Here is a 24,368-nt window from a genome sequence, read left to right as displayed (position 1 = left end):
CCGGCCGGGTTTGGTGTTTCACCCCATTGGGTATGCGGTCAGGGCGTCAAACAGTCGGCGCATCGGTTGCGAGAGGGAAGCGGGCGATGCGGGTGGAATGGGACTTCGACGACTCCGTGGTGCGAGCGCTACAGAGCTACGTCCGGCTGGTCGCCGACGAGCTGCGGCTGTCCGGCGAGAGTTCGTACGTGCAGGTGGAACCTCCGAGGAGCGTGTACGTGGCGCTGGACGGCCGACTCCCGGGCTACCCCGACCGTGACGTGGCGCTCGTCTGGGACGAGACCGCCGGGTGGGCCGTGGCGCTGGAGACGCACAGTGGCGAAGACCTGATCGTCCAGGCCAGGTTCGGCGCGGACCGGGTGCCCCCGCCGGCGGCGGTGGCCCGGTGGGTGCGCCAGGTGTTCGACGGTCAGCCGACGACCGGAACGCGAACCGCGGCGGACGGGTGGAGCAAGGGCGATCTGGCGGTACGGCTGGCGCCGTATGCCGGCTCCGGGCGGGGGACGCGGCCGTGGCGCGACGTCCACCTCCTCGACGTCGCCGAGCACTCGGTCCAGTGACCGGCTGAGCGCTCGGTTCAGCGGTCGGGCCGGCGTGCCGGCCACGAGCGGGAACCCGCTGAACCGAGCACCGCCGGTCTCGTCACCTCACTTCTTCCCGAACGCGGACACCGCGCACGCGACGGCCCAGGTCACCGCGAAAGCCGCGACCTTGGGCCGTGCGGCCCGGTCGGGCAGCGTCAAGCCGAACACCAGGGCGTCGGCCAGGTCGGACGCCACCCGTGCGGCGACCGCCACGCGGGTCGGCGTCCCGGCCGGCGCGAACACCATCGCCGCGCCGATGGCGAGGTCCCGCGCCCCGATCCCGCCGACCATCGTCCGCACGGCGGGAGCGACGTTGCCGTGCGCGTCCGCCAAGCCGCACGGCCGGGCGAGGAACTTCGGCTCCGCGACGATCGCGGCCCCGTACGCCGCCGTGGCGACGCCCAGGAGCCGGGTGAGTACTGGCATCGGCGAACCCCTTTCGCGTTGTCACCACCGTGTACCCCCGGATCCCTTCGATAACCGGGGGCGAGCACGGGGAGTCATGCAGTGCGCCGCCGGAAGTGGTTCGCCGCGGCGAGCACCGCGCCGAGTCCGACCAGGAGCAGGCCGCGCAGCCACACCTCGCCGTCGACCTGGGTGAACAGCAGCAGGCACGACGCCAGGGCCAGGCACGGGACGACGACGGGCACCCGGAAGTGGTCGACCTCGCCCTCGTCCCGCCGCAGCACGAGCACGGCGGCGTTGACCGCGGTGAACACGACCAGGAGCAGGAGCACGAGGGTTTCCGCCAGCGCCGCGACCTCGCCGGTGAGCGCGAGCACCAGCGACGCCGCCGAGGTGACCAGCACCGCGACCCACGGCGTGCGGCGGCCCGGCAGGACCCGGGTCAGGGCGGTCGGCAGCAGCCCGTCCCGGGCCATGCCGTAGGCCAGCCGGGAGGACATGATCCCGGTCAGCAGCGCCCCGTTGGCCACCGCGACCAGGGCGATCACGCCGAACAGCCACCCCGGCACGCCGCCCGCGGCGCGCACCACCTCCAGCAGCGGGCCGTCCGACGCGGCCAGCCGGTCCGTCGGCACGACCGCGCTGGTCACGGCTCCGACCAGCAGGTACACCGCCCCGGCGGTGGCCAGCGCGCCGAACAACGCCCGGGGGTAGGACCGGCGCGGGTCGCGGACCTCCTCGGCGAGGTTGACCGACGTCTCGAACCCGACGAAGGAGTAGTAGGCGAGCACGGTACCGGCCAGGACCGCCTGGACCGCGCCACCACCGGTGTCCACCTGGGACAACCGCGACAGGTCGGCGTCCCCGCGCAGCACCACCCACGCACCGAGCCCGATGACGAGCACCAACCCGCCGACCTCGATCACGGTGGCCACGGCGTTCGCGCGCAGCGATTCCCTCACCCCGCGGATGTTGAGCGCGGCCAGCGCGGCGAGGAACACGACCACCACCGGCACGGTGGGCAGCCCGACGAGCGCGTCGAGGTAGTCACCGGCGAACGCGCGGGCCAGCGCCGCCACCGACACCACCCCGCCGGCCACCATGCAGAACCCCACCAGCGACCCCGCGGCCGGCCCGAAGGCGCGGGTCGCGTAGTGGGCCGACCCGCCGGCTCTGGGGTACTTCGTGACGAGCTCGACGTAGCTCGCGGCCGTGAGGGAGGCCAGCAGAAGGGCGGTGACCAGGGGCAACCAGACCGCGCCGCCCACCTCGGCGGCGACCTGGCCCACGAGGACGTAGACGCCCGCGCCGAGGATGTCCCCGAGGACGAAGAAGTAGAGCAGCGACGTGCTCGCGGCCCGTTTCAAGCTGGTCGACATGACCGCTCCATTCCCCGGCGCGGCACCGGCCACACGTGACGTGCGCGGCTGTCCGGATCCGGGATCGACGAGCCGTCGACCCGGGTGGTCGTCGTGCCGGGTTCGTCCGGCGTCGTGGGCACGTTCGCGGCGTGATCCTGTTTGGAGCGTGCCGCGCCGGGAACGTCATCTCCATGTGGATGCTGAGACCACCTGGTGTGTACCGCCCGCAGGAGGACACGTGGTTGCTCGCCGAAGCTCTGGTCGACGCGGGGATACCGTCGGGCGCGAGCGTCCTCGACGCGTGCACGGGTACCGGTTTCCTGGGGGTGGCGGCGGGTCTGGCGGGAGCCGGTGAGGTGACCGCGGTGGACATCAGCAGGCGGGCGGTGGCCTCCGCCCGGATCAACGGGTGGGTCCGCGGTGTCGCCGTCAGGGCGCTGCGCACTGATTTCGCCGGCTTGGTGGGGCGGTCGCGGTTCGACGTGGTGCTGTCGAACCCGCCGTACGTGCCCAGCCCGCCGGGCGTGCCGAAAGGGGCCGCGCGGGCTTGGGACGCGGGGGAGCGGGGGCGCTCGGTGCTCGACCGGTTGTGCACCGCCCTGCCGTCGCTGCTGGTGGACCGGGGCATGGCCCTGATCGTCCACTCCGAACTGTGCGACGGCGACCGCACGCTGGACCGCCTGCGGGAGGGCGGGTTGAAGGCGGCCGTCGTCGCCCGCCGGACCGTGCCGTTCGGACCGGTCCTGCGCGGGCGGGCCAGGTGGTTGCGCGACAAGGGGTTGCTGGCTTCGGGGCAGGACCGGGAGGAGCTGGTGGTGATCCGTGCCGACGCCGCGTGACAAGCGCCGGGTCACCATCGTCCCCGGCGGTCCGATGCTTGTGGAAGGACCGGTCGAGCTGGTGCTGGACGACGGCACGGTGGTCGAGTCCGACCGGTTCGTGGTGGCGGTGTGCGCGTGTCGCCGCAGCAAGCGGTTCCCGTTCTGCGACACCAGTCACCGTGCGCGTCGGCGGTGACTCACAGCGGTGTGAGCAGTGAGGTGTGGTTGTCGGTCCAGGCGGTGAGGGTGTGGTCGGTGAGTCGTTGTTCGAGCAGTTCGGTGGCGCGGATGCCGAAGACGATCGAGTCGGTGAGTTCGGGTTCGCGGGTGAGGAGGTCGCCGATGACGTCGTGTCGCATGACTTGTTCGTGTACGGCGTCGGCTTCGATGTGTTCGGTGTAGAACTCGATGCAGTCGGGGTGGGCGTTGAGGTGTTGGAGTGCTGTGGCCATGCGGGTGGCGCTGGGTGCGGTGGTGATCTCGGCGGCGGCGAAGTGGCCTACGAGTGCGCCGCGTTGTTCGCGGTGGAGTCCGAACAGGGACATGAGGTTCACGGTCGCCAGCGTCGGCGCGGGTGCGTGGTCGAGGTAGTGCAGGTAGCCGGTCTCCAAGTCCGCGCCGGCGAGTAGTCGGGCGTAGAGCTGGGAGTGCATCCGGTCGCCGTGTCCGCCGCCGTATTCGTCGTACTCGACGGCGACGAGTGCGGCTTTGGCCCGGCCGGTGAGGCGGGGGATGACCCAGGCGTGGGGGTCTGCTTCCTTGAGGTGGTAGATGGACCGGTGGGCGAAGTGTTCCCGCATCTGCCACCACTGGCCCTGGTCGAGCAGGTGGTGGCTCAGTCCCTGCCCGTTGACGGGTTCGACCAGGAGTTCGTCCAGGACCTCGTTGACGTCTGGGTGTCCGGGCAGGTCGGCGTTCAACGCGTCGTGGAACACCTGTTCCATCGCGGAGCGCAGCCGGATGAGGTCGGGGTCCCATTCCCAGCCTGGTGCGGCGTCGTGGAAGCCGCGGTAGTGCAGTTCGTAGCACACGTGCAGCGCGAGTTGGAGGTCGTCGCCGTACGGGTCGTCCCCGTCCACGCCGGTGGGTGCGGACCACTGCGACGGGTCGGATCGCAGGGCCGTGATGACCGCCTCGGACAGCGGCCCACGCGGAGTGGGCAGGGCGGCGGCTCCCAGAGCGTGCAGAGTATGCGTCACGTCAGTGGAATACCCACCCCCAACCGGAGTGATGCACGCCGACGCCGGCCGTCGCTCCGAAGTGGTCGGTGACTCGGCGTGTTCTCGTCCCAGCCGATCGGATGCCGGAGCTTCGGTGTAGACCGCATCCGCTCGGGTAATCGCCGGACGAGGAGAAGGAGGCCCGGTGGTGTCCAAGAACCCGGCGGAGGTCGTCGTGAGCGCGTTGAAGAAGGCTGTCGAGAAGGTGACGGAGGCGGCCGAACCGGCCATTCCGGGAGCGCCGGGGAGCGAGCCGCCCTCGGTCGCCGAGCCGACCGAGCCGCGCGAGCCGCTGCCCCCCAAACCAGACCAGGACGCTCCGGAGACGGTGACCCCGACCGGTGCGCCGACGGGTGCGCCGAAGACGGCGAACAGCCAGCAGGGGGCGTTTCTGACCACCGCGCAGGGCGTGCGCCTGTATGACACGGACCACTCGCTGAAGGCCGGCGAGCGCGGTCCGACGTTGTTGCAGGACCACCACCTGCGCGAGAAGATCATGCACTTCGACCACGAACGCATCCCGGAGCGGGTGGTGCACGCCCGTGGCGCGGGCGCGCACGGCGTGTTCGTGGGCTACGGGACCGCCGAGAACATCTGCAAGGCGGGGTTCTTGAAGGAGGGTGTGTCGACGCCGGTGTTCGTGCGGTTCTCCACGGTGGTGGGGTCGCGCGGTTCGGCGGACACGGTGCGGGACACGCGTGGGTTCGCGACGAAGTTCTACACCGACGAGGGCACGTTCGACCTCGTGGGCAACAACATCCCGGTGTTCTTCATCCAGGACGGGATCAAGTTCCCCGACATCATCCACGCGGTGAAGCCGCACCCGGACCGGGAGATCCCGCAGGCGCAGAGCGCGCACGACACGTTCTGGGACTTCGTCTCCCAGCACACCGAGGCCACCCACCACATGATGTGGCACGTTTCGGACCGGGGGGTGCCGCGCTCGTACCGGACCATGGAGGGGTTCGGCGTCCACACCTTCCGGCTGGTGAACGAAGCCGGTGAGACGTCGCTGGTGAAGTTCCACTGGAAGCCGAAGCTCGGTGTGCACTCCCTGCTGTGGGAGGAAGCGCAGATGATCAGCGGCTTCGACCCGGACTTCCACCGCCGGGACCTGTACGACGCGATCGAGTCCGGCGCGTTCCCGCAGTGGGAGTTCGGGGTCCAGGTGTTCCCGGACACGCCCGACCAGACCTTCGAGGGCATCGACCTGCTGGACTCGACCAAGATCGTGCCCGAGGAACTGGCCCCGGTGCAGCCGATCGGGATGCTCACGCTCAACCGCAACCCGACGAACTTCTTCGCCGAGTCCGAACAGGTCGCCTTCCACACCGGCCACCTCGTGCCCGGCATCGACGTCACCGACGACCCGCTGCTGCACGCCCGCCTGTTCTCCTACCTCGACACCCAGCTGACCCGGCTGGGCGGGCCGAACTTCGGGCAGATCCCGATCAACCGACCGCACGCGCCGGTCAACGACATGCTGCGCGACGGGTTCCACCAGCACGCCGTGCACGGCGGTGTCGCGCCCTACAAGCCGAACTCGCTGGACGGCGGCTGCCCGTTCTTCGCGGGCTCGAAGGACCTGGCGTACGTGGAGGTGCCGCAACGGGTCGCCGAGGCCACGAAGGTCCGCAAGGCGCCCGAGTCGTTCGCCGACCACTTCACCCAGCCCCGGCAGTTCTTCCACAGCCTGAGCCCGCTGGAGCAGGAGCACGTGATCCGCGCGATCACCTTCGAGCTGGGCAAGTGCTACGAGCAGGCGATCAAGGAACGCCAGCTGCTGGTGCTGGCCAAGGTGGACACGAGGCTGGCCGCGGAGGTCGCCACCGGGCTCGGTCTGCCCGCCCCGGAGGCCGAGGCGCTGCCCGAGGTGGTGCCGAGCCCGGCGCTGTCCCAGCTCGGCCAGGAATGGCCGATCGACGGCCGGATGGTCGGTATCGTCGTGGACGCGGACGCCCCGGACGGCCTCGACGGCGTCGCCGCGGTGCGGGAGGCGCTGTTCGCGGCCGGTGTCGTGCCGCTGGTGATCGCCGCGCACGGCGGGGAGCTCGGGCAGGGCCTGGTCGCCCAGCGCACGTTCGCCACCGCGCGATCGGTCGAGTTCGACGCGCTCCTGCTCGCCGCGACGCCTCCGCCGGCGCCCGACGCGCTGCCCGCCCGCGACGAGAAGGCCACCGGCGGATCTCCGGTCGACCCCCGGGTCGACCTGCTCGTGGAGGAGACCTACCGGCACGCCAAGGCGATCGGTGCGTGGGGCACGGCGGCCGTCGGTTCCGGGCCGGGGATCGTCACCGGGGACAACCCGACCGAGGTGGCCGAGCAGGTGCTCACCCTGATGCGCCAACACCGCGTCTGGAACCGCCTCACCGCGGGTCAGGAGCCGCCGCAAGCCTGAGCCTCTTCGGACGCCCGTCGCACGTGGGACCCCCGCGTGCGGCGGGCGTCCTGTCGATCCGCGAAGGCAGGACCGCCGGCCCGTCCCGGCTGCGGCTTTCGCCCGGTCGGTGCCGGCGCCGCATCCCCGGTGGCCGGGACGGTCCGGGTCCTGTTGTGCGGGAACCCGTCGTGCCCAATACGGTCGGATGAGGTCGCGGAGGAGGCGGAGATGGAGCGTTGGCAGTACGCGGCGCTGATGGTGCTGTGCCTGGCGGTGACCGTGCCGCTCGAACCGCTGGGCGCCGGGGTGTACCGGCGTGGCGCGGGTGCCGTCGTGCGGGCGGTGTTTCCCGTGGTGGTGGTGTTCGGCGCGTGGGACCTCGTGGCGATCGCGCGCGGGCACTGGACGTTCGGGTCCGAGTTCATCTCGGGAGTGGTCCTGCCGGGCGGGATGCCGATAGAGGAGTTGCTGTTCTTCGTGGTCGTGCCGTTGTGCGCGCTGAGCACCTACGAGGCGGTCGGCAGCGTGATCCGGCGCGTGACGACCAGGGGTGTCAGTGCCTGAATACCTCGTCGCGGCGCTCCTGTCGGTGGTGGTGGTCGTAGTGCTGGAACTGGCGGTGCTGCGCACCGGGCTGTTCCGCAACCCCGTCTACTGGGCGGCGCTCGCCATCATGTTCGCCTTCCAAGTCCCGGTCGACGGGTGGCTGACCAAGCTGGACGCCCCGGTGGTCCGTTACGCGGACTGGGCGATCAGCGGGGTGCGGTTCCCGTGGGACATCCCGGTGGAGGACTTCTTGTTCGCCTTCTCGATGATCACCCTGACGTTGGCGTTGTGGGAACGCCGCAAGGAGACCGCCCGATGACGGAGATCACGGCCGGCACGGTGTCCGGGGCGTTCGACACGTCCGCGCGCGGCTATGACCGGCTGGTCGGGCTCAACCCCGGCTACCACGCGGCACTGCGCGCGTCGGCTCGGGCGTTGCGGCTGCCCGAGCGGGGCAGGGGGGCGCGGGTGCTCGACCTGGGCTGCGGGACGGGTGCCTCCACCGCCGCACTGGTGGAGGCCGCGCCCGAGGCCGAGGTGGTGGCGGTGGACGCGTCGGCGGGGATGCTCGCCGCCGCCCGCCGCAAGCGGTGGCCCGACCGGGTCGAGTTCGTGCACTCGCGAGCCGAGGACCTGGCCGCCGCCGGGGTGCGCGGGCCGTTCGACGCGGTGTTCGCCGCGTACCTGGTGCGCAACCTGCCCGAGCCGGACCCGGTGCTGCGGCACGTCCGCGCCCTGCTCAAGCCCGGAGCGCCGTTCGTGGTGCTCGACTACGCGATCGCGAACTCGGCCCTGCGCCGGGCGGTCTGGACGGCGGTGTGCTGGTCGGTGGTGATCCCGGCGGGGTGGGCGGTCACCGGCGACCGCGGCCTCTACACCTACCTGTGGCGCAGCGCGCTGGACTTCGACGACGCCGACGCCTTCCGCGACCGGCTGCGCCGCGCCGGGTTCACCGGCGTGCGCCGGGGCAGTGCGGGAGGCTGGCAGCGGGGGATCACGCACACGTTCCTCGGGCGTGCCCCGGAGCGCGGGTGAAGGGCCGCGACCGGCGGGCGGTGCGGACCGACCCGCTGCCCGGCGAGCCGTCCCTCGACGGCGCGAAGACGGTGGCCGTCGTCGGCGGCGGCGTGGCGGGGATGGCCGCGGCGACGGCGCTGGCCGAACGCGGTGCCCGGGTCGTGCTCTTCGAACGGGAGGACTACCTGGGCGGCCGGGTCGGCGGGTGGCCGACCCGGCTGGCCGACGGCAGCCACGTCACGATGACCCGCGGCTTCCACGCGTTCTTCCGCCAGTACTACAACCTGCGCGCCCTGATCGGCCGGGTCGACCCCCGGGGCACGGCGCTCGTCGGTGTGCCGGACTACCCGCTGTGGCACGCCGGCGGGCACCGCGAGGGGTTCGCCGGGCTGCCACGCGCGGTGCCGTGGAACGCGATGGCGTTCCTGCGGCGCAGCCCGACGTTCGCGTGGCAGGACCTGTCCGAAGTGGACGCCCGTGCCGCCCTGCCGATGCTGGACGTGTCGGTGCCCGGCACGTACGACGCGTTGGACCACGTGGACGCCGTGACGTACCTGGAGCACGTGCGGTTCCCCCCGGCCGTGCACGCCTTGGCGTTCGAGGTGTTCTCCCGCAGCTTCTTCGCCCACCCGGCGCGGATGTCGGCGGCCGAGCTCGTCACCATGTTCCACATCTACTTCCTGGGGTCGTCCGAGGGCCTGGTGTTCGACGTCGCCGCCGACCCGTTCCCGCACGGCCTCTGGCAACCGCTGGCCCGTCGCTTGGAGGGGTTGCGCGCCGAGGTCCGCACGGGCTCGCCGGTCGCGGCGGTGTCGCGCGGCGGGGCGCGGCGGTTCGTGGTGCACGCCGGCGAGGACGTCGAGGTCGACGCGGTCGTGCTGGCCGCCGAAGTGCCCGGCCTGCGCGCGGTCGTGGCCGCCTCGCCCGATCTCGGGACGCCCCGGTGGCGGGAGTCGATCGCCGCCTTGGAGACCGCGCCGCCGTTCCTGGTGTCGCGGTACTGGTTGGACCGCCCCGTCCGCGCCGATCGGCCGCCCTTCCTCGGCACCAGCGGCTACGGCCCGCTGGACAACGTCTCGGTGCTCGACCGCTACGAGCACGAGGCCAGGGCGTGGGCCGCCCGGAGCGGGGGAGCGGTGGTCGAGCTGCACGGCTACGCGCTGGCCGAGGTGGACGACGCGCAGCGGCGGCTGCTCGCCCACCTGCACGAGGTGTACCCGGAGACCCGTGACGCGCGGATCGTCGACGCCCGCCACGAACTGCGCGCGGACTGCCCGCTGTTCCCGCCCGGTGGCTGGCGGACCAGGCCACCGGTCGTCACCCCGGAGGACGGCGTCGTGCTGGCGGGCGACCTGGTCCGCATCGATTTGCCCGTGGCGCTGATGGAACGCGCCGCCACCACCGGTTTCGCCGCCGCCAACCACCTGCTGGCCGGGTGGGGCGTGCGCGGGACGCCGTTGTGGAGCGTGCCGACCAGGGGGCGGGGCGTGGTGCTGCGCGCGGTGGCCCGCAGGTGGGGCCGCAACCCGGCCGGGACCGACGCGCTCGCGCACGGCACGCGGGCGTGACGCCTCACGCCCGCGACGAGGCGTGACGCCTCACGCCCGCAACGCGTACCGGCGTTCGGCGTAGGCGAGGTCGTCGCGCCACAGCCTGGCCGCCGCCCACCTCATCACCGGGCGGATCAGCGGCGCGGCGGGGCGGGTCAACGCGAAACCCCGGCGGGACGAGTGCGCCACGGTCGCCTCGATCACCGCGGTGCGCGGCGCGCCGTCGGGACCGGGCGACAGGGGAGTGGCGTGCGTTTCCACGACGCTGCCCACGCCCTCGCCCGAGACGATGCGCATCACCACCGTGCGGGGTTCCGGGCAGGTGAACTCCGCGACCACCGGCACCCCCACCCGACCGACCAGCTTGAACGTCACCTCGACCAGGAACCGGTCCTCGTCGTCGGTGGGGGTGCCCACCACCCGCAGGTTCGCGAACGAGTACGGGTGGAACCACGCCCCGTGCCACGGGTCCAGCCGGTTCGCGACCACGTCCTCGGGCTCGCACCGGCCGATCACCGTGGTCACCGCCTCGATCGCCCCGGCCGGCGGTCGCGCGGGCAGCACGGGTGCGGGCAGCGGGTCCTCACCGCCCACGTCGTCCAGCCGCACCCAGGCCAGCACCCCGTCGTCGTGCGCCGGGTACGGGCTCCACCGGCCGAACTTCGCCTCGCCCAGGGCCAGGCCGTGCCACCGGCACACCACCTCGCCCCGGTGCACGACGCCGTCGCGCAGCGGTGCGCCGAGGTGCGGGCACGCGCCCGGCCCGGCGCGCAGGCCGCCGTCGGCACCGCGCCAGAGGACGACCTCGCGGCCGGCCACCGTGCGCCCGAACGGCCGGTCGCCGGGCACCTCCCGGCTGGCGCACACCGTGAACCAGTTCCCGGAGGGGCGGGCGGTGGCGCGGGCCAGCGCCGACCCGATCAGCGCCGGTGCGGCGGCCCGCCAAGTCGGTTCCTGCTCGGGCCACGGACGGCTGCGGAACAGCCGCAGCGGGAGTTTGGGCACGTGTCTTCCCCCTGGAGAGCGGGACCGGTCGGACGTGGACGAAGCCGGTGGACGAGTGGAGTGGACGAGTGGAGTGGGCGCTGCTAGTGGGCGCTGTCGGTGGGCGCGGTCAATCGGCGCTGTCAGTGGGCGAAGGCGGCGCGGGCGAGGGCGGGCAGTGCGACGACCAGCCTGCGCCCCTGCGAGACCGCCACCCGCCGCGACAGCACGTCGTAGTCGGCGCGTTCGACGAGGTCGAGGATCCGCCCGTAGAGCCGGAACGCGGTCGCCACGCACGGCCGCGAGCGCGGGTCGAGCACGCGCAGCCCCGGTTCGGCCGCCCGGTAGGCGCGCCGGGCCCGCGCCACCTGGGCCGCCAACGCGTCGCGGACGCGCTGGTCGGCGCGTCCGGTCCGCCGTGACCAGACCAGCAGGTCGCGGTCCACACCGGACGCCGCGAGCTCGTCGGCCGGCAGGTAGACCCGCCCCCGGTCCAAGTCCTCGCCGACGTCGCGCAGGAAGTTCGTGAGCTGGAACGCGACGCCCAGGTCCGCCGCCGCGGGCTCGGCTTCGGCCCGGGGCACGGTCGTGCCGAGCACGGGCAGCACCTGCAACCCGATCACCGCCGCCGAACCGTGCACGTACCGGGCGAGGTCGTCCCACGTCGGGTAGTCGGTCACGGTCAGGTCCATCCGCATCGAGGACATGAAGTCCTCGAAGTGGGCGCGCGGGATCCCGTAGCGACCCGAGGTGTCCAGCAGCGCCGAGATCACCGGGTTGTCGCTCGCGCCCGTCCGCAGGCCCTGCTCCAGAAGACCTTCCACCGCCGTCAGTTCCGCCGCGCGCTGGGCGGCGGTGCGGCCGTCGTCCACCTCGTCCACGATGTCGTCCACCCAGCGGGCGAACCCGTACAGCGCGTGCACCGCGGGCCGCCGGTCGGGCGGGAGCAGACGGGTGGCCAGGTAGAAGGTCCGCCCGTGCTCGGCGTTGAGCGCCCGGCACCGCCGGTACGCCGCGCGCATGGCCGGGTCGGTGATCTTCGCCGCGTCGAGTTCTCGATCGGCAGACATCAGGGTTCGACTCCTCGTCCTCGGGCACCCGGGACCCACGCTAGATCGACGCCGACCCGTCCGCACGACAGGCGCGTTCATCATGCGGCAGTCCGGCGGGGCTGCTTGGTTGGCAGAGGACACCACCGTGCGAGGAGGCCGCATGTCGCTGACCGCTGTCGGGCCGACCGTGGACGACGACCTCCCCCGTCGTCTGGGGGAGGAGCTGGAGGGCTACCTGGCACTGCGCCGCGACGGCGGGCTCGCGCCGGAACTGGGCGACGCGCTCGCCGATCTGGCGCTCGGCGGCGGCAAGCGGCTCCGCCCCACCTTCGCCTGGTGGGGGTGGCGCGCCGCGGGAGGCGCGGCCGGCGGACCGGAAGCCGACGCCCTGGTGCGCGCCCTGGTCGCCCTGGAGCTGCTCCAGTGCTGCGCGCTCATCCACGACGACGTCATGGACCGCTCGGCCACGCGGCGCGGCCGTCCCACGGCGCACCGGGTGTTCGCCGCGCGGCACCGCCGTGAGCGCTGGGCCGGTGACGCCACCCACTACGGCGACTGCGCCGCGATCCTGGTCGGGGACCTGGCTCTGGCGTGGGCGGACGACGCCCTGGTCCGCGCCGGGCTGCCCGGCTCGGCGCTGACCCGCGCGTGGGAGCCGTGGCAGGCGATGCGGACGGAGATGATGGCGGGCCAGCACCTCGACCTGCTCGGCGGTGCGACCCGGTCGGAATCGGTCGCGGCCGGTCTGCGGGTCGCCCGGCTCAAGACCGCCGCGTACACCGTCGAACGCCCGCTGCACCTCGGCGCGGCCGTCGCCGACGCGCCGGCGGCCGTGATCGACGCACTGCGGGCCTACGGTCGTGACATCGGCGTGGCGTTCCAACTCCGCGACGACCTGCTGGGCTCGTTCGGCGACGCGCGCGTGACCGGCAAGCCGGTGGGCGAGGACCTGCGGGAGGGCAAGCGGACCCCGCTGATGGCGACCGCGCTCGGCCTGGCCCGCACCGCCGGCCGGGCGGACGCCGTGCGCGCGCTGCGCGACTGCCTGGAAGGCGGGGCCACCGACCACGAGCTGGCCCACGTGCGGGCGCTGCTGCACGACCTGGGCGCGGTGGCCGTGATCGAGGAGCGGATAACCGCGCTGACCACGTCCGGGCTGCGCGCGCTCGACGCCGCCGCCCTCGTCCCGGCCGCCCGTGACCGCCTGGTCGCGTTGGCGGAGCAGGCCACGGCGAGGACGCGGTGAACCCCGCCGGTTCCGGCCGCCGGACCGCCGCCGTGACGAGGCGGGCATCGCCCCGCCCGGTCGTCGTGGTCGGGGCGGGGCTCGCCGGGCTCTCCGCCGCGCTGCACCTGCGCGGCGACGGGCACGAGGTGGTCGTCGTGGAGCAGGCCGCCCACTGCGGCGGCCTGATGGGCAGGCTGGACGTCGACGGGCACCGCGTCGACACCGGGCCGACCGTGCTGACGATGCCCGAACTGGTGGACGAGGCGCTCGCGGCCGTCGGGGACCGCCTGGCCGACCGGGTGGAGCTGCTGCCGCTGGACCCCGCCTACCGCGCGGTCTTCGCGGACGGGAGCGCGATCGACGTGCACACCGACGCCGCCGCGATGGAGCACGCCGTGCGCGAGTTCGCCGGCGGTGCCGACGCGGACGGGTACCGCCGGCTGCGGGCGTGGCTGACCCGGCTGTACGAGGTGCAGCGGGACCGGTTCATCGCGGCCAACTTCGACTCGCCGCTCGACCTGGTCGGCCGGGACCTCGCCGCGCTGGCCGGGCTGGGCGGGTTCGGCAACCTGACCGGCGCGGTGAGCCGCTTCCTGCGAGATCCGCGCCTGCAACGGGTGTTCACCTTCCAGGCGCTCTACGCGGGGGTCGCGCCCCAGGACGCCTTGGCCGCGTACGCCGTCATCGCCTACATGGACACCGTCGCGGGGGTGTGGTTCCCGCGCGGCGGGATGCGGCAGGTGCCCGCCGCGATGGAGGCCGCGGCGGTCGCCGCCGGGATCGAGGTGCGCCGCGACACCGAGGCGCTGGCGCTGGAGCGGACCGGCGACCGGGTCACCGCGGTCCTGGTCGGCGGCGACCGCATCCCGTGCGGCGCGGTCGTGCTGGCCACCGGACCCGGGCAGACCACCCGGCTGCTGCGCGGCCGACCCCGGCGCACCCTCCGGTGGTCGCCCTCGGCGGTGGTCGTGCACTTGAGCGCGCGGCGCGTGGTGGACGGCCTCGCGCACCACACCATCTCGTTCGGCGACGCCTGGGAGACCACCTTCGACGAGATCATCTCCCGCGGTCGGCTGATGTCGGACCCGTCGTTGCTGCTCACCACCCCGACCCGCACCGACCCGTCGCTGGCCCCGCCCGGTCGGGACCTGCACTACCTGCTGGCGCCGTGCCCGAACCTCGACCGCAACCCGCTGCGCTGGGACCTGCGTGGTTCCGGCTACGCGGACGACCTGGTGGACACCCTGGTGCGACGCGGGCTGATCGCCTCCGCCGACGACGTCACCAGGATCGCCTTGAGCACCCCCGACGACTGGGCCGCCGGCGGACAGGCCGCGGGCACCCCGTTCTCGGCCGCCCACACCTTCGGCCAAACCGGCCCGTTCCGCCCGCGCAACCTCCCGTTCCGACGCGGCAACGTGGTGCTCGCGGGCAGCGGCACGACACCGGGCGTCGGTATCCCGCCCGTGCTGATCTCCGGCAGGTTGGCGGCCCGACGCCTGCGCACCCCCGCCGACTGAGCCCCGCCGGCACGCCCGTGCGGTGCCTCTCAGGTTCCGCCGGTGCGGCAGTTCGGGCAAGGCCGGCGCGGGCGTGATCAGTGGCGGCCGGAGCAGTTGATCATCGGTTCCCGGGGTTCCAGTTCGGGGGTGTAGGTGATGCAGGTCCGGAAGGCCAGGTGTCCGGTGCCGTCGGGGGAGCGGGGCAGGGCGGTGGTGGCGGGCCGCCCGTGCGCACCGTGCTCGGTGGTGAACGGGACGGTGCAGGTGTGCCAGTCGCCGGAGCCGGGTGCGGTGGTCCACTGCAACGACATGGTGAACAGGTGCGGGCTGAACGCGATCCAGCCCTCGGCCCAGTAGAAGGTGTGGTCGCCGGTGTCGGTGGTCCTGGTGGCGTGCATCAGCTCGACCGCGCCGGCCGTGTCCGGGCCCATCGACACCCGGCCCCCGCCGGGGTCTTGCCCACCGACCGGGGAGGGTTGCGCGGCCCAGGCGGTGGCCCTCGGGTCGAGTGCCGGGCCGACGCCGTGGCAGGGGTGGTCCTTGCCGCCACCCGGGTAGTCCGTCGGCCCCGGACCCGGGCGGCCCGGGACGACGCTGTTCGGCACGGTGGGCGGGAGCGGGGTGTCGATCGTGGTCACGCGCCACTGCTGGAGCGCTGCGCGCGCCGGGTCGCACTCGCGCTGCACCAGTTCGGTTCCGGCGCGCGGTCGGGTGCCGGCGGCGGTGAGGCACTGCTCGGAGTGGAAGTTGATCCACCGCAGGGTGCCGTCCTCCTGTGGTTCGGGCGTCCAGTGCTGGTGCGGTCTGCCGTTGCAGCCGTACTGCTGGACCAGCGTGCCCTCCGCGTAACCGGCTCCCAGTACTTCCAGGCACGACAGCAGCCGCCCCGAGGCCCGCAGCTGCCAGGACCGGGGCCCGGCGTGGTACGGGGCGACCATCTCCCAGCCGGTGCCGGCGGCGTCGTCGGCCAGGATCGTGTGGGTGACCGAGGGGTCGGCCGTCGGGTCGACGGCCAGGCTCAGCGCGGGATCGGCGGCGAGGCTGATCGACAGCCGGACGGGGCCGGTCGGGGGCGCGGCCGGCGGTTCGTGCGGCCCGGCGGTCGACCAGACCACGACCCCGGCCGCCACCAGCAGCACCGCCGCGGTCACGGCCAGGAGTCCGCGCCGGGTCCGCCTGACCGGTGTGGTGTCGGTCGCGGGCTCGACCGGGGGTTCCGGCGTCGCCGGGTGCAGCAGCCGGTCGAGCGCCTCCGACCACGGTCGCGGGTTCGCGCCGAGCGCGGTTACCAGCTCGCGGACGAAAACGTCCGGATCGCGCATCCGGGCCAGGTCCTGGTGACCTTCCAGCACCCGGTGGAGGGTCGACCCGCTGATCCTGGGGATGCCGTGCTCGTCCCGGGTCGCCCGCTCCAGGGTCTTCTTGTAGCCGGGGTTGCCCGCCCGCGTGCGAAGCCGCCGCAGCAGTTCCACGAACATCGCGATGTCGGTCGCCGTGCGCGGGTCGGGCGCGTCGGTGCTCCCGGGCGGGGTGTCCTCGGCCAATCGGGGCTCCTCGGGCGCGCGGTCGGCCGGGGTCTGTCCCACTTGCCCCGGCTGAGCTGTGTCCCAGCCTGTCCCACCGTCCCGACCAGCCGCAACACCTGATGGTGGGACACCCCGACGGCCTAGAACGGAGTCGTCCACCACGTCGGAACCAGCTTCGGAGCACCTGCTCGGGGCCTCGGACCGGCGACACCTCCATCGAAGGAGTGACGACATGACATCACCTTCTCCGCGCCGTCCCGCACGGCTGCTGTCCGCGGCGCTGCTCACCGCGACGACGACGGCCTTGGTGGTCCTCGGTGCCGGTCAGGCCCAGGCGACGGTCCTGAGCCGGGGCGCGAACCAGGCCGCTGCGGACGAGCGCTGCGCCGCGGCCTACGACGGCGAGGCCGACGGCAACGGCGTCTACGCCGACGTCGTCCTCGCCGACGACCGCCACTTCTCGGTGTGGGACGGCAACGGATCCGACGGGAACTGGGGCCCGGCGAGCTGCTTCGACGCCCAGATCGCCCGGTTCCGGGTCTGTGAGGACCACAGCGGTTGCGCCGACTGGTTCTGGTGGCCCAAGCCCTGACCCCGGGTGGGCGGATCGGTCGCCACCGGTGCGCCGGTGGCGACCGACCCGCTCCAGGCCCCTTCGCGGATCCGGATCCGTGGGTCGCGGCGAGCGCCCCGGGTGGGGTCAGCGCTTGCCCGGCAGCAGTTCCTGCGCCTTGGTGCGGATGCCCTGCGCCATCAGATGCCACGCCGCCGGGTCGCCCTTGAGGATCGCTTCGGTGACCGACTTGAACTGGTCGAACGTGGCGTGTGGCGGGATCGGGGGCACCTCCGGGTCGCAGTGGACGTCCAGCACGGTCGGCACGCTCGCGGTCAGCGCCCGGTCCCACGCGGGGCCGAGCTGGTCCGGGGCGTCGACGGTGATCGCGGCCAAGCCGAGCGAGCGGGCGAAACCCGCGTAGTCCACGTCCGGCAGGGTCTGCGACTGCTCGAACTTCGGCGCGCCACCCATCGCCCGCAGCTCCCACGTGACCTGGTTGAGGTCGTTGTTGTGCAGCACGCACACCACCAGCCGCTGGTCGGACCACAGCTCCCGGTAGCGGGCGATGGTGATCAGCTCGGCCATGCCGTTCATCTGCATCGCGCCGTCACCCACCAGGGCGATGACCGGCCGGTCGGGGTGGGCGAACTTGGCCCCGATCGCGTACGGCACGCCCGGACCCATCGTCGCCAGCGTGCCCGACAGCGAACCGCGCATGTCCCCGCGCATCCGCAGGTGCCGGGCGTACCAGTTGGCGGCCGAACCCGAGTCCGCGGTGAAGATCGCGTCGTGCGGGGCCCTGGCGGACAGCTCCGACACGATCCGCATCGGGTTGACCGGCTTGGCGTCCAGCGCGGCCTGCCGGTCCATGGTCTCCCACCAGTCGCGGACGTCGCCCTCGATCTTCTCCCGCCACGTCCGGTCCGCCTTGCGGCGCACCAGGGGCAGCAGCGCCCGCAACGTCGCCCCGGCGTCGCCCACGAGGTTGACCTCGGTCGGGTAGCGCATGCCGATCAACTTGCCGTCGATGTCGATCTGCACCGCGCGGGCCTGCCCGTACGGCGGCAGGAACTGGCTGTAGGGGAAGTTCGAGCCCACGATGAGCAACGTGTCGCAGTCGCGCATCAGCTCGTAGCTCGGACGGGTGCCCAGCAACCCGATCGACCCGGTGACGAACGGCAGTTCGTCGGACAGCACGTCCTTGCCCAGCAGCGCCTTGGCCACGCCCGCGCCGGTCAGCTCCGCGACCTGGACGACCTCCTCGGCGGCCGAACGCGCGCCCTGGCCGATCAGGATCGCCACCTTCTCGCCCGCGTCGAGCACCTCGGCGGCGCGCGCGATCTCGTCCTGGTCCGGGACCAGCACCGACTTCACCCGGCTCGGCGGGCTCGACGGCACCTGCTTGAACGCGTGCTTCGGCGGCGTGTACTCCTCTTCCTGAAGGTCGCTGGGGATGATGATCGCGGTCGGGGCGCGTTCGGCCTCGGCGGCGCGGATCGCCCGGTCCAGCGCGTTGGGCAGCTGCTCGGCGACGTTCACCTCCACGAGGTAGGCGCTGGCCACGTCCTTGAACAGCGCTTGCAGGTCGACCTCCTGCTGGTAGCTGCCACCCATCGCGCTGCGCGCGGTCTGCCCCACGATCGCCACCACGGGAACGTGGTCGAGCTTGGCGTCGTACAGGCCGTTGAGCAGGTGGATCGCGCCCGGACCCGAGGTGGCCAGGCACACCCCGACCTTGCCGCTGAACTTGGCGTAGCCGACCGCCTCGAACGCGGACATCTCCTCGTGCCGGGACTGCACGAACCGCGGGTTGTCGTCCGCTTTGCCGAACGCGGCCACGATCCCGTTGATGCCGTCGCCGGGATAGGCGAACACCTGCTCGACGCCCCAGTCACGCAGCCTGGCGAGCACGTAGTCGCCGACCGTCTCGGACATGCCGTTCCCTCCTCGACACCGTCGTCCCGCTCCAGCGGGCGGCTACCCGGCACAAGGCGTTCCACACCCGGCCGGGCGCGGTACGAGCCGATCGAGCGCACCCGCGGCCACCGCCGGCGTCAGGTGTGGACGGTATTCGGAGGGGTACCTGAGGACTGGAAAAGGAGGTTTGCCATGCCAAGCGGATCGAACGCCAAGCGGGAGCGCCAGTACGAGCACATCAAGGATTCGGCGAAGGAGCGCGGCGAGTCTACGAAACGCGCCAAGGAGATCGCCGCCCGGACCGTGAACAAGAACCGGGCGCAGGCCGGCGAGTCGAAGACGGCCAGTCGGACGTCGACCCGGGACACCTCGCCGCAGCGCCGTGGCGGGCAGCGCTCCGGCAACCGGCAGGGGCCGCAGGGGCCCACCCGTGACCAGCTCTACAACGAGGCCAAGAAGAAGAACATCAAGGGCCGCTCCACGATGACGAAGAAGGAACTCGCCTCCGCGCTCGGGCGCTGAACGGACACCGGCCCGTTCACGAGGCCTGGTAGACCGGCCTGGCCGGGCGGTTCCTCGCCGGTCACGGCCTGCGATGCGAGTCCTCCTCGCTGATCGGCGCGCGGCCCCGCCATGCCCGTGGTCCCGGGTGGGCATAGGCGGCCGGCGCCCCGTTCGTGAGTGCGCGATGATGTGCCCAGGCGAGGAGTGGGCCGTCCGTGGCGTGTGGCGGCCGTGTGGAGGTGGCGGGTTGTGGATGGTCGGCGCCACGAGGAGCTGTGGCGGCTGGTCACCACCTACGCCCAGGATCATCCGCCGGCTTCGGGTTGGGTGAGCGCGGTGTGCGCGGTGGCCTTGGGGCGGATCGACGTGGACGCCGCTGCGATCACGGTGCGCGCGGCGGGGCGGACGCAGCAGTTGGCGGCAGCCAGTGACGCGTGGGCGGCGTCGTTGGAGGAGTTGCAGTACACGGTGGGCGAGGGCCCGGGGATGTCGGCGTTCCGCGACGGAGAAGCGGTGCTGGTCGGTGATCTGAACACCGAGGCCGGACGCTGGCCCGGCTTCGTGCACGAGGCCGCGACCGCCGACGTTCGTGCCGCGTTCGCGTTCCCGTTGCGGGTCGGCGCGATCCAAGTGGGGACCTTCGCCCTCTACCGGCATCGCGCCGGTCCGTTGGATGCGGAGGGGTTCGGTGACGCGGTCGCGCTCGCCGACTTGGCGACGACCGCGTTGTTGACCGACAGCAAGGACGAGAAGCCGGTCGCGTCGTGGGCCCGCGAGGACGTGTCGTCGTTCTATGACGACGTGAACATGGCGATCGGGATGCTGGCGACGTTGTTGCAGATCAACCTGGAGGACGCGTTGCTGCGGCTGCGTGCGTACGCCTACAGCAACCAGCTCCCGTTGACTGAGGTGGCGCGGCAGGTGCTCAGCCGGGAACTGCGGCTGGACTCGGCCGCGGAGTGAGCCGCCATCGCGCTGTGCGGTCCGTGTGATCGGTCGGCCTTATGCTGGCCGGGTGAGTGTGCCGTCGCGGGATTTCGATGACCATGTCGTGGGGATCACGGCTTTGTTGACGGCTCGTCATGACGGGTTGACGGTCCTGCGTGCGGTGGTGGGGGCGTGTGCGGCCGTGTTGGGGGCGGACGCGGTCGGGGTGCTGGTGGTGGATCCGCGTGGTGGTGTGGAGGTCGCGGCGGCGTCGGACGAGCGGGCCCGGTTCGTGGAGTTGTTGCAGGCCCAGTTGCGTCAGGGTCCGTGTCTGGACGGTATCGCCGAGGACGCGGTGGTCGCGGTGGGGGATCTGGACGGGGCGCGGGGGCGGTGGCCGGAGTTCGCGGAGGCTGCTCTGCGGGAGGGTTACCGGGCGGTCTACGCGTTTCCGATGCGGTTGTTGGGTCGGGCGGTGGGTGGGGTGAATCTGCTCTACACGGTGCCGACGAGGTTGTCGGAGCGGGTGGTGCGGCGGGGTCAGGGGTTGGCGGATCTGGCGGTGTTGGGGTTGAGCCAGGAGCGTGGGCCGCGTCGGGTGGAGCGGTTGGCGGAGCGGACGGTGGCGGCGTTGCACGACCGGGCGGGGGTGAGTCAGGCGGTGGGGGTGCTGCTGGCGGTGTCGTCGGGCGGGCCGGAGGACGCGCGGGCGGTTCTGGAGCGTTACAGCGTGCGGACGGGTGTGCCGGTGTCGGAGGTGGCGCGGGCGTTGACCGACGGTTCGCTGGACCCGCACGCGGTGGTCGAACGGGTCGGGTAACGGGCCGGGGGAGGAAGACGGGTTCGCCCACGAAGGGCCGACTGTGTGCGTCACCACCGCCGGCCGAGTTGCGCGTCGATCGCGGGGCGGTACGGTGAAGTCGCACGGTTCAGCCAGTAGCCGCTGCCTTTTTCGCTGTCCATGGGAAAGGTACGCGTATGCGGATCGCGATGGTCACCTCGGTCGAATCGGACATTCCCGTTGTCGATTTGTCCAGTGCGCTTTCGGGTGAAGGTCATGAGGTCGTAGTGCACAGCGCGCGGATCGCGGCCGACGACAAGGGCCCGGGGCAGCGGTTGCAGTCTTTCGTCACGACCTTGCGGGAACAGTGGTCGGACAGTTCCCCGGAGGTCGTGCACACCCACAGCTGGACCGCCGGTCTGGCGGCGTTGTTCGCCGCGCGGCCGCTGGGCATCCCGGTCGTGCACACCTTCCACGACGCCGGCCGGGGACCCGTCGAGCGGGTCAACGTGGAACGCGCCGTCTGCCGCAGCGCCGTGCGGGTGGTGGCGACGTCGGGCGACGAACTGCCCGCGTTGCTGCGCCTGGGGGTCGAGCGGTCCAAGGTCTCGGTCGTCCCCTACGGCGTGGACCGCCGCCGCTTCGCGCCGGAAGGGCCGAGTGCGCTGCGCGGGTCGACGCACCGGATCGTCACCGCCGCGCCGGACGGGCTGCCGCACGAGCTCGTCACTGCTCTGCGCGCGCTGCCGGAGGCCGAACTGCTGGTGCTGGACGGCACGCCCGCGGTGGACGACCTCGCCGAGGAGCTGGGCGTGGCAGACCGCGTGGTGCGCCTGGCCGCCGCCGACGACGACCTGCCGGCGTTGTTCCGCTCGGCCGACATCGTCGTGTGCGGGCCGTGGTGCGAGCGACCGTCGGTGCTGGCGATGCAGGCGATGGCCTGCGGGGTCGCCGTGGTCTCCACCATGACCACCGAGGGCATGGCCGACGTGGTCGTGAACCACGTCACCGGCATGATCCCCAGCCAGCGCGGGACCGGCGGGCTGAGCCGCCTGCTGAACGGGCTGCTGGTCGACACCGCCCGCCGCGAGGCCTACGCCATCGCCGGGACGGACCGGGTGTCGGCCCGGTACGGCATCGAGCGGGTGGCGGGCGGCATCGCCGAGGTGTACGCCTCGGCCGTCCACTGCGGGCTCGACCGGGCGGGCTCCTGAGCACCGCCTGACCGTCAGCGGCTGCCCACCGACCCCACCGGTTCGATGTGACCGCCCAGCCGGTCCCGCACCCACGTCCACGGTGCCGGCCCGGGTCGGTTCGCGGCCGGTGGGAGCTTGGCCGCCTGCTCGTGGAACCGGGCGTTGGCGGCGAAGTCCAGCGGGAACGCGGCCCGGTCGACCCCGCAGCAGGCACCGTGCCGCGCGCGGCTCAGGACGAGGTCCCAGTCGGCGGGGGTGGCCAACCCGATCGACCGGGTGCCGTGCGAGAAGACACCGAGCCGGATCTCGTCGTACGCCGCCGCGCGGCGGAGGTAGTCGTCGAGCGCGTCTCGCGCGGGCAGCGTGGAGAACACCGTCCAGTACGGGACGAACCCCAGGGTCAACGGCAGGTGCGCGTCGATCAGCGCGAAGCTGCTCACCAGCAGCCGGTTCGCGGTCACGCCCTGCTCGGTGTACCAGGCGCGGTGGGCCTCCGCGACCGGTTCGCTCAACGCCTGGGCGCTGGGGAAACCGAGCCGCTCCAGCGTCCAGCCCCGTTGCGCGCACAGCCGGGCCAGGTCGGGGACCAGCGCGGGGTCGAAGCCCCACTCGGCCTCCGGGCTCTGCGAGTCGGGGTCCGGGCTGTCCCAGGCGCGGACCGGAGAGCCGTACCCGGCCAGGAACTCGGCGACGCGCGGCCCGCCTCGCGCGTACTCCTCCTCGGTGGCACCGCCCACCGCGCCGTGCTGGAAGAACTGCCGCGGCCCCGTGGAGGTCGTGGGGCGGCTCTCCGCGCAGTCGGAGATGAGCACCGTGCCGCCCGGTTCCAGGTGGCGGTCCAGGAAGTCGGCGTAGGCGGCGGGCAGTCGCCGGTACTTGAACCTGAAGTACGCCATGTGGCGGATCATCAGCCGGTCCTGGTTCGCGTCGTGCATGTGGTGCACGGCCACGTGCGGGTTCGCGCCCAGGAAGGCGGCGCGCGCGTCGGCCAGTGCCGTCATCGCCTCGCGCGGCCGGTCGGGGTGGATGCCGTGCCGGCGGACCGGCACCAGGAACGTCTGCGGCAGCCAGGGCACGCCCGCCAGGGCGGCGAGGTGCACCAGCGCGCCGGACGACGAGCCGATGACCACGGCGGGGTAGCGGCGGCGCGGGTAGTGCCCGGCCGCCCAGCGCGCGATCTCATCGCTGTCCACGTCGTGCAGCCGCCCTTCGCGGACGGCCTCCGACCAGCCCGACCAGGTGTAGAGCGCTTCCCGGACGGCCACCGGCAGGCGGTTGACCAGGGGCAGCACCCGTCCGGCCGCACGGGCGGCGGGGCCCAGTCCCAGCACCGGGCTGGATCTGCCGTGCAGGTGGCCGGCCAGCACCCGCAGGAAGGCGGAGGCCGAGTCGAAGGACGCGACGGCCCGCTGTGGCTTCACGGTCGTGCTCCCGTCTCGCAGAGTTCCCGGATCGGTCCGCTCCACGCGGCCGGGGCCGTCCACAGGAACGTGTGCGGGCCCGGCACGGTCACCAGCCGCCCGTCGGGGGTCAGGTCGGCGAGCCGGCGTGCCCACCGCGCGGTGCACAGCCGGTCGTCGCGGGCGTGCAGCACCAGGACCGGGCAGGCGAGGTCCGGGACGACGTCCTCCAGGCGGTCCCGCAGGTGCGCGCGGACCAGCTGGACGATCCGCCGGACGCCGGCGCGCCGCCACTCGGGCCGGTGCACCGCGGCCAAGCCCGGCATCGGCGCCCGGAGGTCGCGCCACCAGTGGTAGAGCGCTCGCGGAACGCTGCGGGCCTTCGGGTCGACGGCGGGACTGGCCAGCACGACGGCGCGGACCCGGTCCGGCCGGGCGGCGGCGTCCCGCGCGGCGACCTGCGTGCCGCTGGAGTGCCCGACGAGGACGACCGGCGGCAGGCGGGCGGCGTCCAGCCACTCGCACACCGCCTCGGCGTGGCGGGTCACGTCCGGCCGGTGCGGGGTGTCGTCGCTGCCCGCGAAGCCGGGCAGGTCGACCAGGTGCGCTTCGGTCCACGACAGCGCGGCCAGGGCGGGCAACTGGTAGGTCGACACGGCCAAGCCCATCACGGCGACGACGGGCGGCGCGGTCTGCCGTCGACCCAGCACCCGGCTGCGGAGCCGACCCTGCGTGGTGCCGGTGAACCGCACGAGGTACTCATCGGGCAGTTCGGGTGCCGTCATAGCCGACCCTTCGGGCTGATCGGACAAGCTCCGCACCGTTCGAATACCCGTGCGGGAACCGGACAAACAGGCGGTGCCCCGCTCGCCGCGGTGATCGGGACGGTTGGCACTCGGCGGGACGGGTAC

General features: G+C 73.0%; 24 protein-coding genes. 15 read left to right on the top strand and 9 right to left on the bottom strand.

The features are described from left to right. Positions 1 to 86: 86 nt before the first annotated feature. Positions 87 to 560 (top strand): DUF6292 family protein, encoded by a 474-nt coding sequence (locus BN6_RS24660; protein WP_015102475.1) that lies wholly within the window; start codon positions 87 to 89, stop codon positions 558 to 560. Between the two features lie 87 nt (positions 561 to 647). Here BN6_RS24660 and BN6_RS24655 read toward each other — a convergent pair whose 3' ends face one another. Together BN6_RS24655 and BN6_RS24650 are read right to left on the bottom strand one after the other, a co-directional pair. Continuing rightward, complete coding sequence (locus tag BN6_RS24655) at positions 648 to 1,010, bottom strand: hypothetical protein (RefSeq protein ID WP_015102474.1); 363 nt, start codon at positions 1,008 to 1,010, stop codon at positions 648 to 650. A gap of 74 nt (positions 1,011 to 1,084) precedes the next feature. Further along, the gene (locus BN6_RS24650) at positions 1,085 to 2,368 is read right to left on the bottom strand and encodes an APC family permease (RefSeq protein ID WP_015102473.1); all 1,284 of its coding nucleotides are present in this window, start codon (positions 2,366 to 2,368) and stop codon (positions 1,085 to 1,087) included. Positions 2,369 to 2,541: 173 nt separating this feature from the next. On the opposite strand from BN6_RS24650, the gene BN6_RS24645 reads away from it, so the two are divergent. Beyond that, positions 2,542 to 3,189, top strand: a complete 648-nt coding sequence (locus tag BN6_RS24645; RefSeq protein ID WP_015102472.1) for a HemK2/MTQ2 family protein methyltransferase — start codon at positions 2,542 to 2,544, stop codon at positions 3,187 to 3,189. Further along, positions 3,173 to 3,367, top strand: a complete 195-nt coding sequence (locus BN6_RS24640; protein WP_015102471.1) for a CDGSH iron-sulfur domain-containing protein — start codon at positions 3,173 to 3,175, stop codon at positions 3,365 to 3,367. Before BN6_RS24645 ends, BN6_RS24640 begins: the two co-directional genes overlap by 17 nt. 1 nt (position 3,368) lies before the next feature. Here BN6_RS24640 and BN6_RS24635 read toward each other — a convergent pair whose 3' ends face one another. After that, positions 3,369 to 4,370 carry an iron-containing redox enzyme family protein gene (locus tag BN6_RS24635; protein ID WP_015102470.1) on the bottom strand — a complete coding sequence of 334 codons (1,002 nt, stop codon included), beginning with the start codon at positions 4,368 to 4,370 and terminating at the stop codon, positions 3,369 to 3,371. A gap of 166 nt (positions 4,371 to 4,536) precedes the next feature. Between BN6_RS24635 and BN6_RS24630 the strand changes: the two genes are divergently transcribed. From BN6_RS24630 to BN6_RS24610, 5 genes are all read left to right on the top strand, one after another. After that, positions 4,537 to 6,789 carry a catalase gene (locus tag BN6_RS24630; protein ID WP_015102469.1) on the top strand — a complete coding sequence of 751 codons (2,253 nt, stop codon included), beginning with the start codon at positions 4,537 to 4,539 and terminating at the stop codon, positions 6,787 to 6,789. Positions 6,790 to 6,999: 210 nt separating this feature from the next. After that, positions 7,000 to 7,335, top strand: coding sequence for a lycopene cyclase domain-containing protein (locus BN6_RS24625; RefSeq protein ID WP_015102468.1), 336 nt, complete (start codon positions 7,000 to 7,002; stop codon positions 7,333 to 7,335). Next, positions 7,328 to 7,636, top strand: a complete 309-nt coding sequence (locus BN6_RS24620) for a lycopene cyclase domain-containing protein (protein WP_015102467.1) — start codon at positions 7,328 to 7,330, stop codon at positions 7,634 to 7,636. The genes BN6_RS24625 and BN6_RS24620 overlap by 8 nt, the downstream gene beginning before the upstream one ends. Further along, positions 7,633 to 8,352 carry a class I SAM-dependent methyltransferase gene (locus BN6_RS24615; RefSeq protein ID WP_015102466.1) on the top strand — a complete coding sequence of 240 codons (720 nt, stop codon included), beginning with the start codon at positions 7,633 to 7,635 and terminating at the stop codon, positions 8,350 to 8,352. The genes BN6_RS24620 and BN6_RS24615 overlap by 4 nt, the downstream gene beginning before the upstream one ends. Then, complete coding sequence (locus BN6_RS24610) at positions 8,349 to 9,902, top strand: FAD-dependent oxidoreductase (protein ID WP_015102465.1); 1,554 nt, start codon at positions 8,349 to 8,351, stop codon at positions 9,900 to 9,902. The genes BN6_RS24615 and BN6_RS24610 overlap by 4 nt, the downstream gene beginning before the upstream one ends. Before the next feature lie 30 nt (positions 9,903 to 9,932). Here the strand turns inward: BN6_RS24610 and BN6_RS24605 are convergent, their stop codons facing one another. Both BN6_RS24605 and BN6_RS24600 read right to left on the bottom strand, forming a co-directional pair. Then, entirely contained in the window at positions 9,933 to 10,889 is a 957-nt protein-coding gene (locus BN6_RS24605; RefSeq protein ID WP_015102464.1) for a DUF5914 domain-containing protein, read from the bottom strand. A 122-nt stretch (positions 10,890 to 11,011) separates the two neighbouring features. Then, positions 11,012 to 11,938: a phytoene/squalene synthase family protein gene (locus BN6_RS24600; RefSeq protein ID WP_015102463.1), complete on the bottom strand. Its 927-nt coding sequence runs from the start codon at positions 11,936 to 11,938 to the stop codon at positions 11,012 to 11,014. A 142-nt stretch (positions 11,939 to 12,080) separates the two neighbouring features. Here BN6_RS24600 and BN6_RS24595 point away from each other — a divergent pair, with 142 nt between their 5' ends. After that, on the top strand, positions 12,081 to 13,166 hold the full coding sequence (locus BN6_RS24595; protein WP_015102462.1) for a polyprenyl synthetase family protein: 1,086 nt from the start codon (positions 12,081 to 12,083) through the stop codon (positions 13,164 to 13,166). A gap of 32 nt (positions 13,167 to 13,198) precedes the next feature. Next, the gene (gene crtI / locus BN6_RS24590) at positions 13,199 to 14,668 is read left to right on the top strand and encodes a phytoene desaturase family protein (protein WP_015102461.1); all 1,470 of its coding nucleotides are present in this window, start codon (positions 13,199 to 13,201) and stop codon (positions 14,666 to 14,668) included. A gap of 77 nt (positions 14,669 to 14,745) precedes the next feature. Here the strand turns inward: crtI and BN6_RS24585 are convergent, their stop codons facing one another. Then, positions 14,746 to 16,194 carry an RICIN domain-containing protein gene (locus BN6_RS24585; RefSeq protein WP_041313891.1) on the bottom strand — a complete coding sequence of 483 codons (1,449 nt, stop codon included), beginning with the start codon at positions 16,192 to 16,194 and terminating at the stop codon, positions 14,746 to 14,748. 214 nt (positions 16,195 to 16,408) lie between these two features. On the opposite strand from BN6_RS24585, the gene BN6_RS24580 reads away from it, so the two are divergent. Then, positions 16,409 to 16,768 (top strand): hypothetical protein, encoded by a 360-nt coding sequence (locus BN6_RS24580; protein WP_015102459.1) that lies wholly within the window; start codon positions 16,409 to 16,411, stop codon positions 16,766 to 16,768. 108 nt (positions 16,769 to 16,876) lie between these two features. Here BN6_RS24580 and BN6_RS24575 read toward each other — a convergent pair whose 3' ends face one another. Then, complete coding sequence (locus BN6_RS24575) at positions 16,877 to 18,667, bottom strand: thiamine pyrophosphate-requiring protein (protein WP_015102458.1); 1,791 nt, start codon at positions 18,665 to 18,667, stop codon at positions 16,877 to 16,879. 174 nt (positions 18,668 to 18,841) lie between these two features. Between BN6_RS24575 and BN6_RS24570 the strand changes: the two genes are divergently transcribed. The 4 genes from BN6_RS24570 to BN6_RS24555 all read left to right on the top strand — a co-directional run bounded on the left by BN6_RS24570 (position 18,842) and on the right by BN6_RS24555 (position 22,075). Continuing rightward, positions 18,842 to 19,171 carry a hypothetical protein gene (locus BN6_RS24570; RefSeq protein ID WP_015102457.1) on the top strand — a complete coding sequence of 110 codons (330 nt, stop codon included), beginning with the start codon at positions 18,842 to 18,844 and terminating at the stop codon, positions 19,169 to 19,171. A 231-nt stretch (positions 19,172 to 19,402) separates the two neighbouring features. Next, complete coding sequence (locus BN6_RS24565; RefSeq protein WP_015102456.1) at positions 19,403 to 20,116, top strand: GAF and ANTAR domain-containing protein; 714 nt, start codon at positions 19,403 to 19,405, stop codon at positions 20,114 to 20,116. A 127-nt stretch (positions 20,117 to 20,243) separates the two neighbouring features. After that, positions 20,244 to 20,900 carry a GAF and ANTAR domain-containing protein gene (locus BN6_RS24560; RefSeq protein WP_231904741.1) on the top strand — a complete coding sequence of 219 codons (657 nt, stop codon included), beginning with the start codon at positions 20,244 to 20,246 and terminating at the stop codon, positions 20,898 to 20,900. A 158-nt stretch (positions 20,901 to 21,058) separates the two neighbouring features. After that, positions 21,059 to 22,075 (top strand): glycosyltransferase, encoded by a 1,017-nt coding sequence (locus BN6_RS24555; RefSeq protein WP_015102454.1) that lies wholly within the window; start codon positions 21,059 to 21,061, stop codon positions 22,073 to 22,075. Between the two features lie 14 nt (positions 22,076 to 22,089). On the opposite strand, the gene BN6_RS24550 is transcribed toward BN6_RS24555, so the two are convergent. Next, positions 22,090 to 23,478, bottom strand: a complete 1,389-nt coding sequence (locus BN6_RS24550) for a hypothetical protein (protein WP_015102453.1) — start codon at positions 23,476 to 23,478, stop codon at positions 22,090 to 22,092. Further along, positions 23,475 to 24,242, bottom strand: a complete 768-nt coding sequence (locus BN6_RS24545) for an alpha/beta fold hydrolase (protein WP_015102452.1) — start codon at positions 24,240 to 24,242, stop codon at positions 23,475 to 23,477. Before BN6_RS24545 ends, BN6_RS24550 begins: the two co-directional genes overlap by 4 nt. Positions 24,243 to 24,368: the final 126 nt, after the last annotated feature.

Source organism: Saccharothrix espanaensis DSM 44229 (genome assembly GCF_000328705.1).
Classification (GTDB): domain Bacteria; phylum Actinomycetota; class Actinomycetes; order Mycobacteriales; family Pseudonocardiaceae; genus Actinosynnema; species Actinosynnema espanaense.
This window is presented reverse-complemented; position numbering and strand designations above follow the sequence as displayed.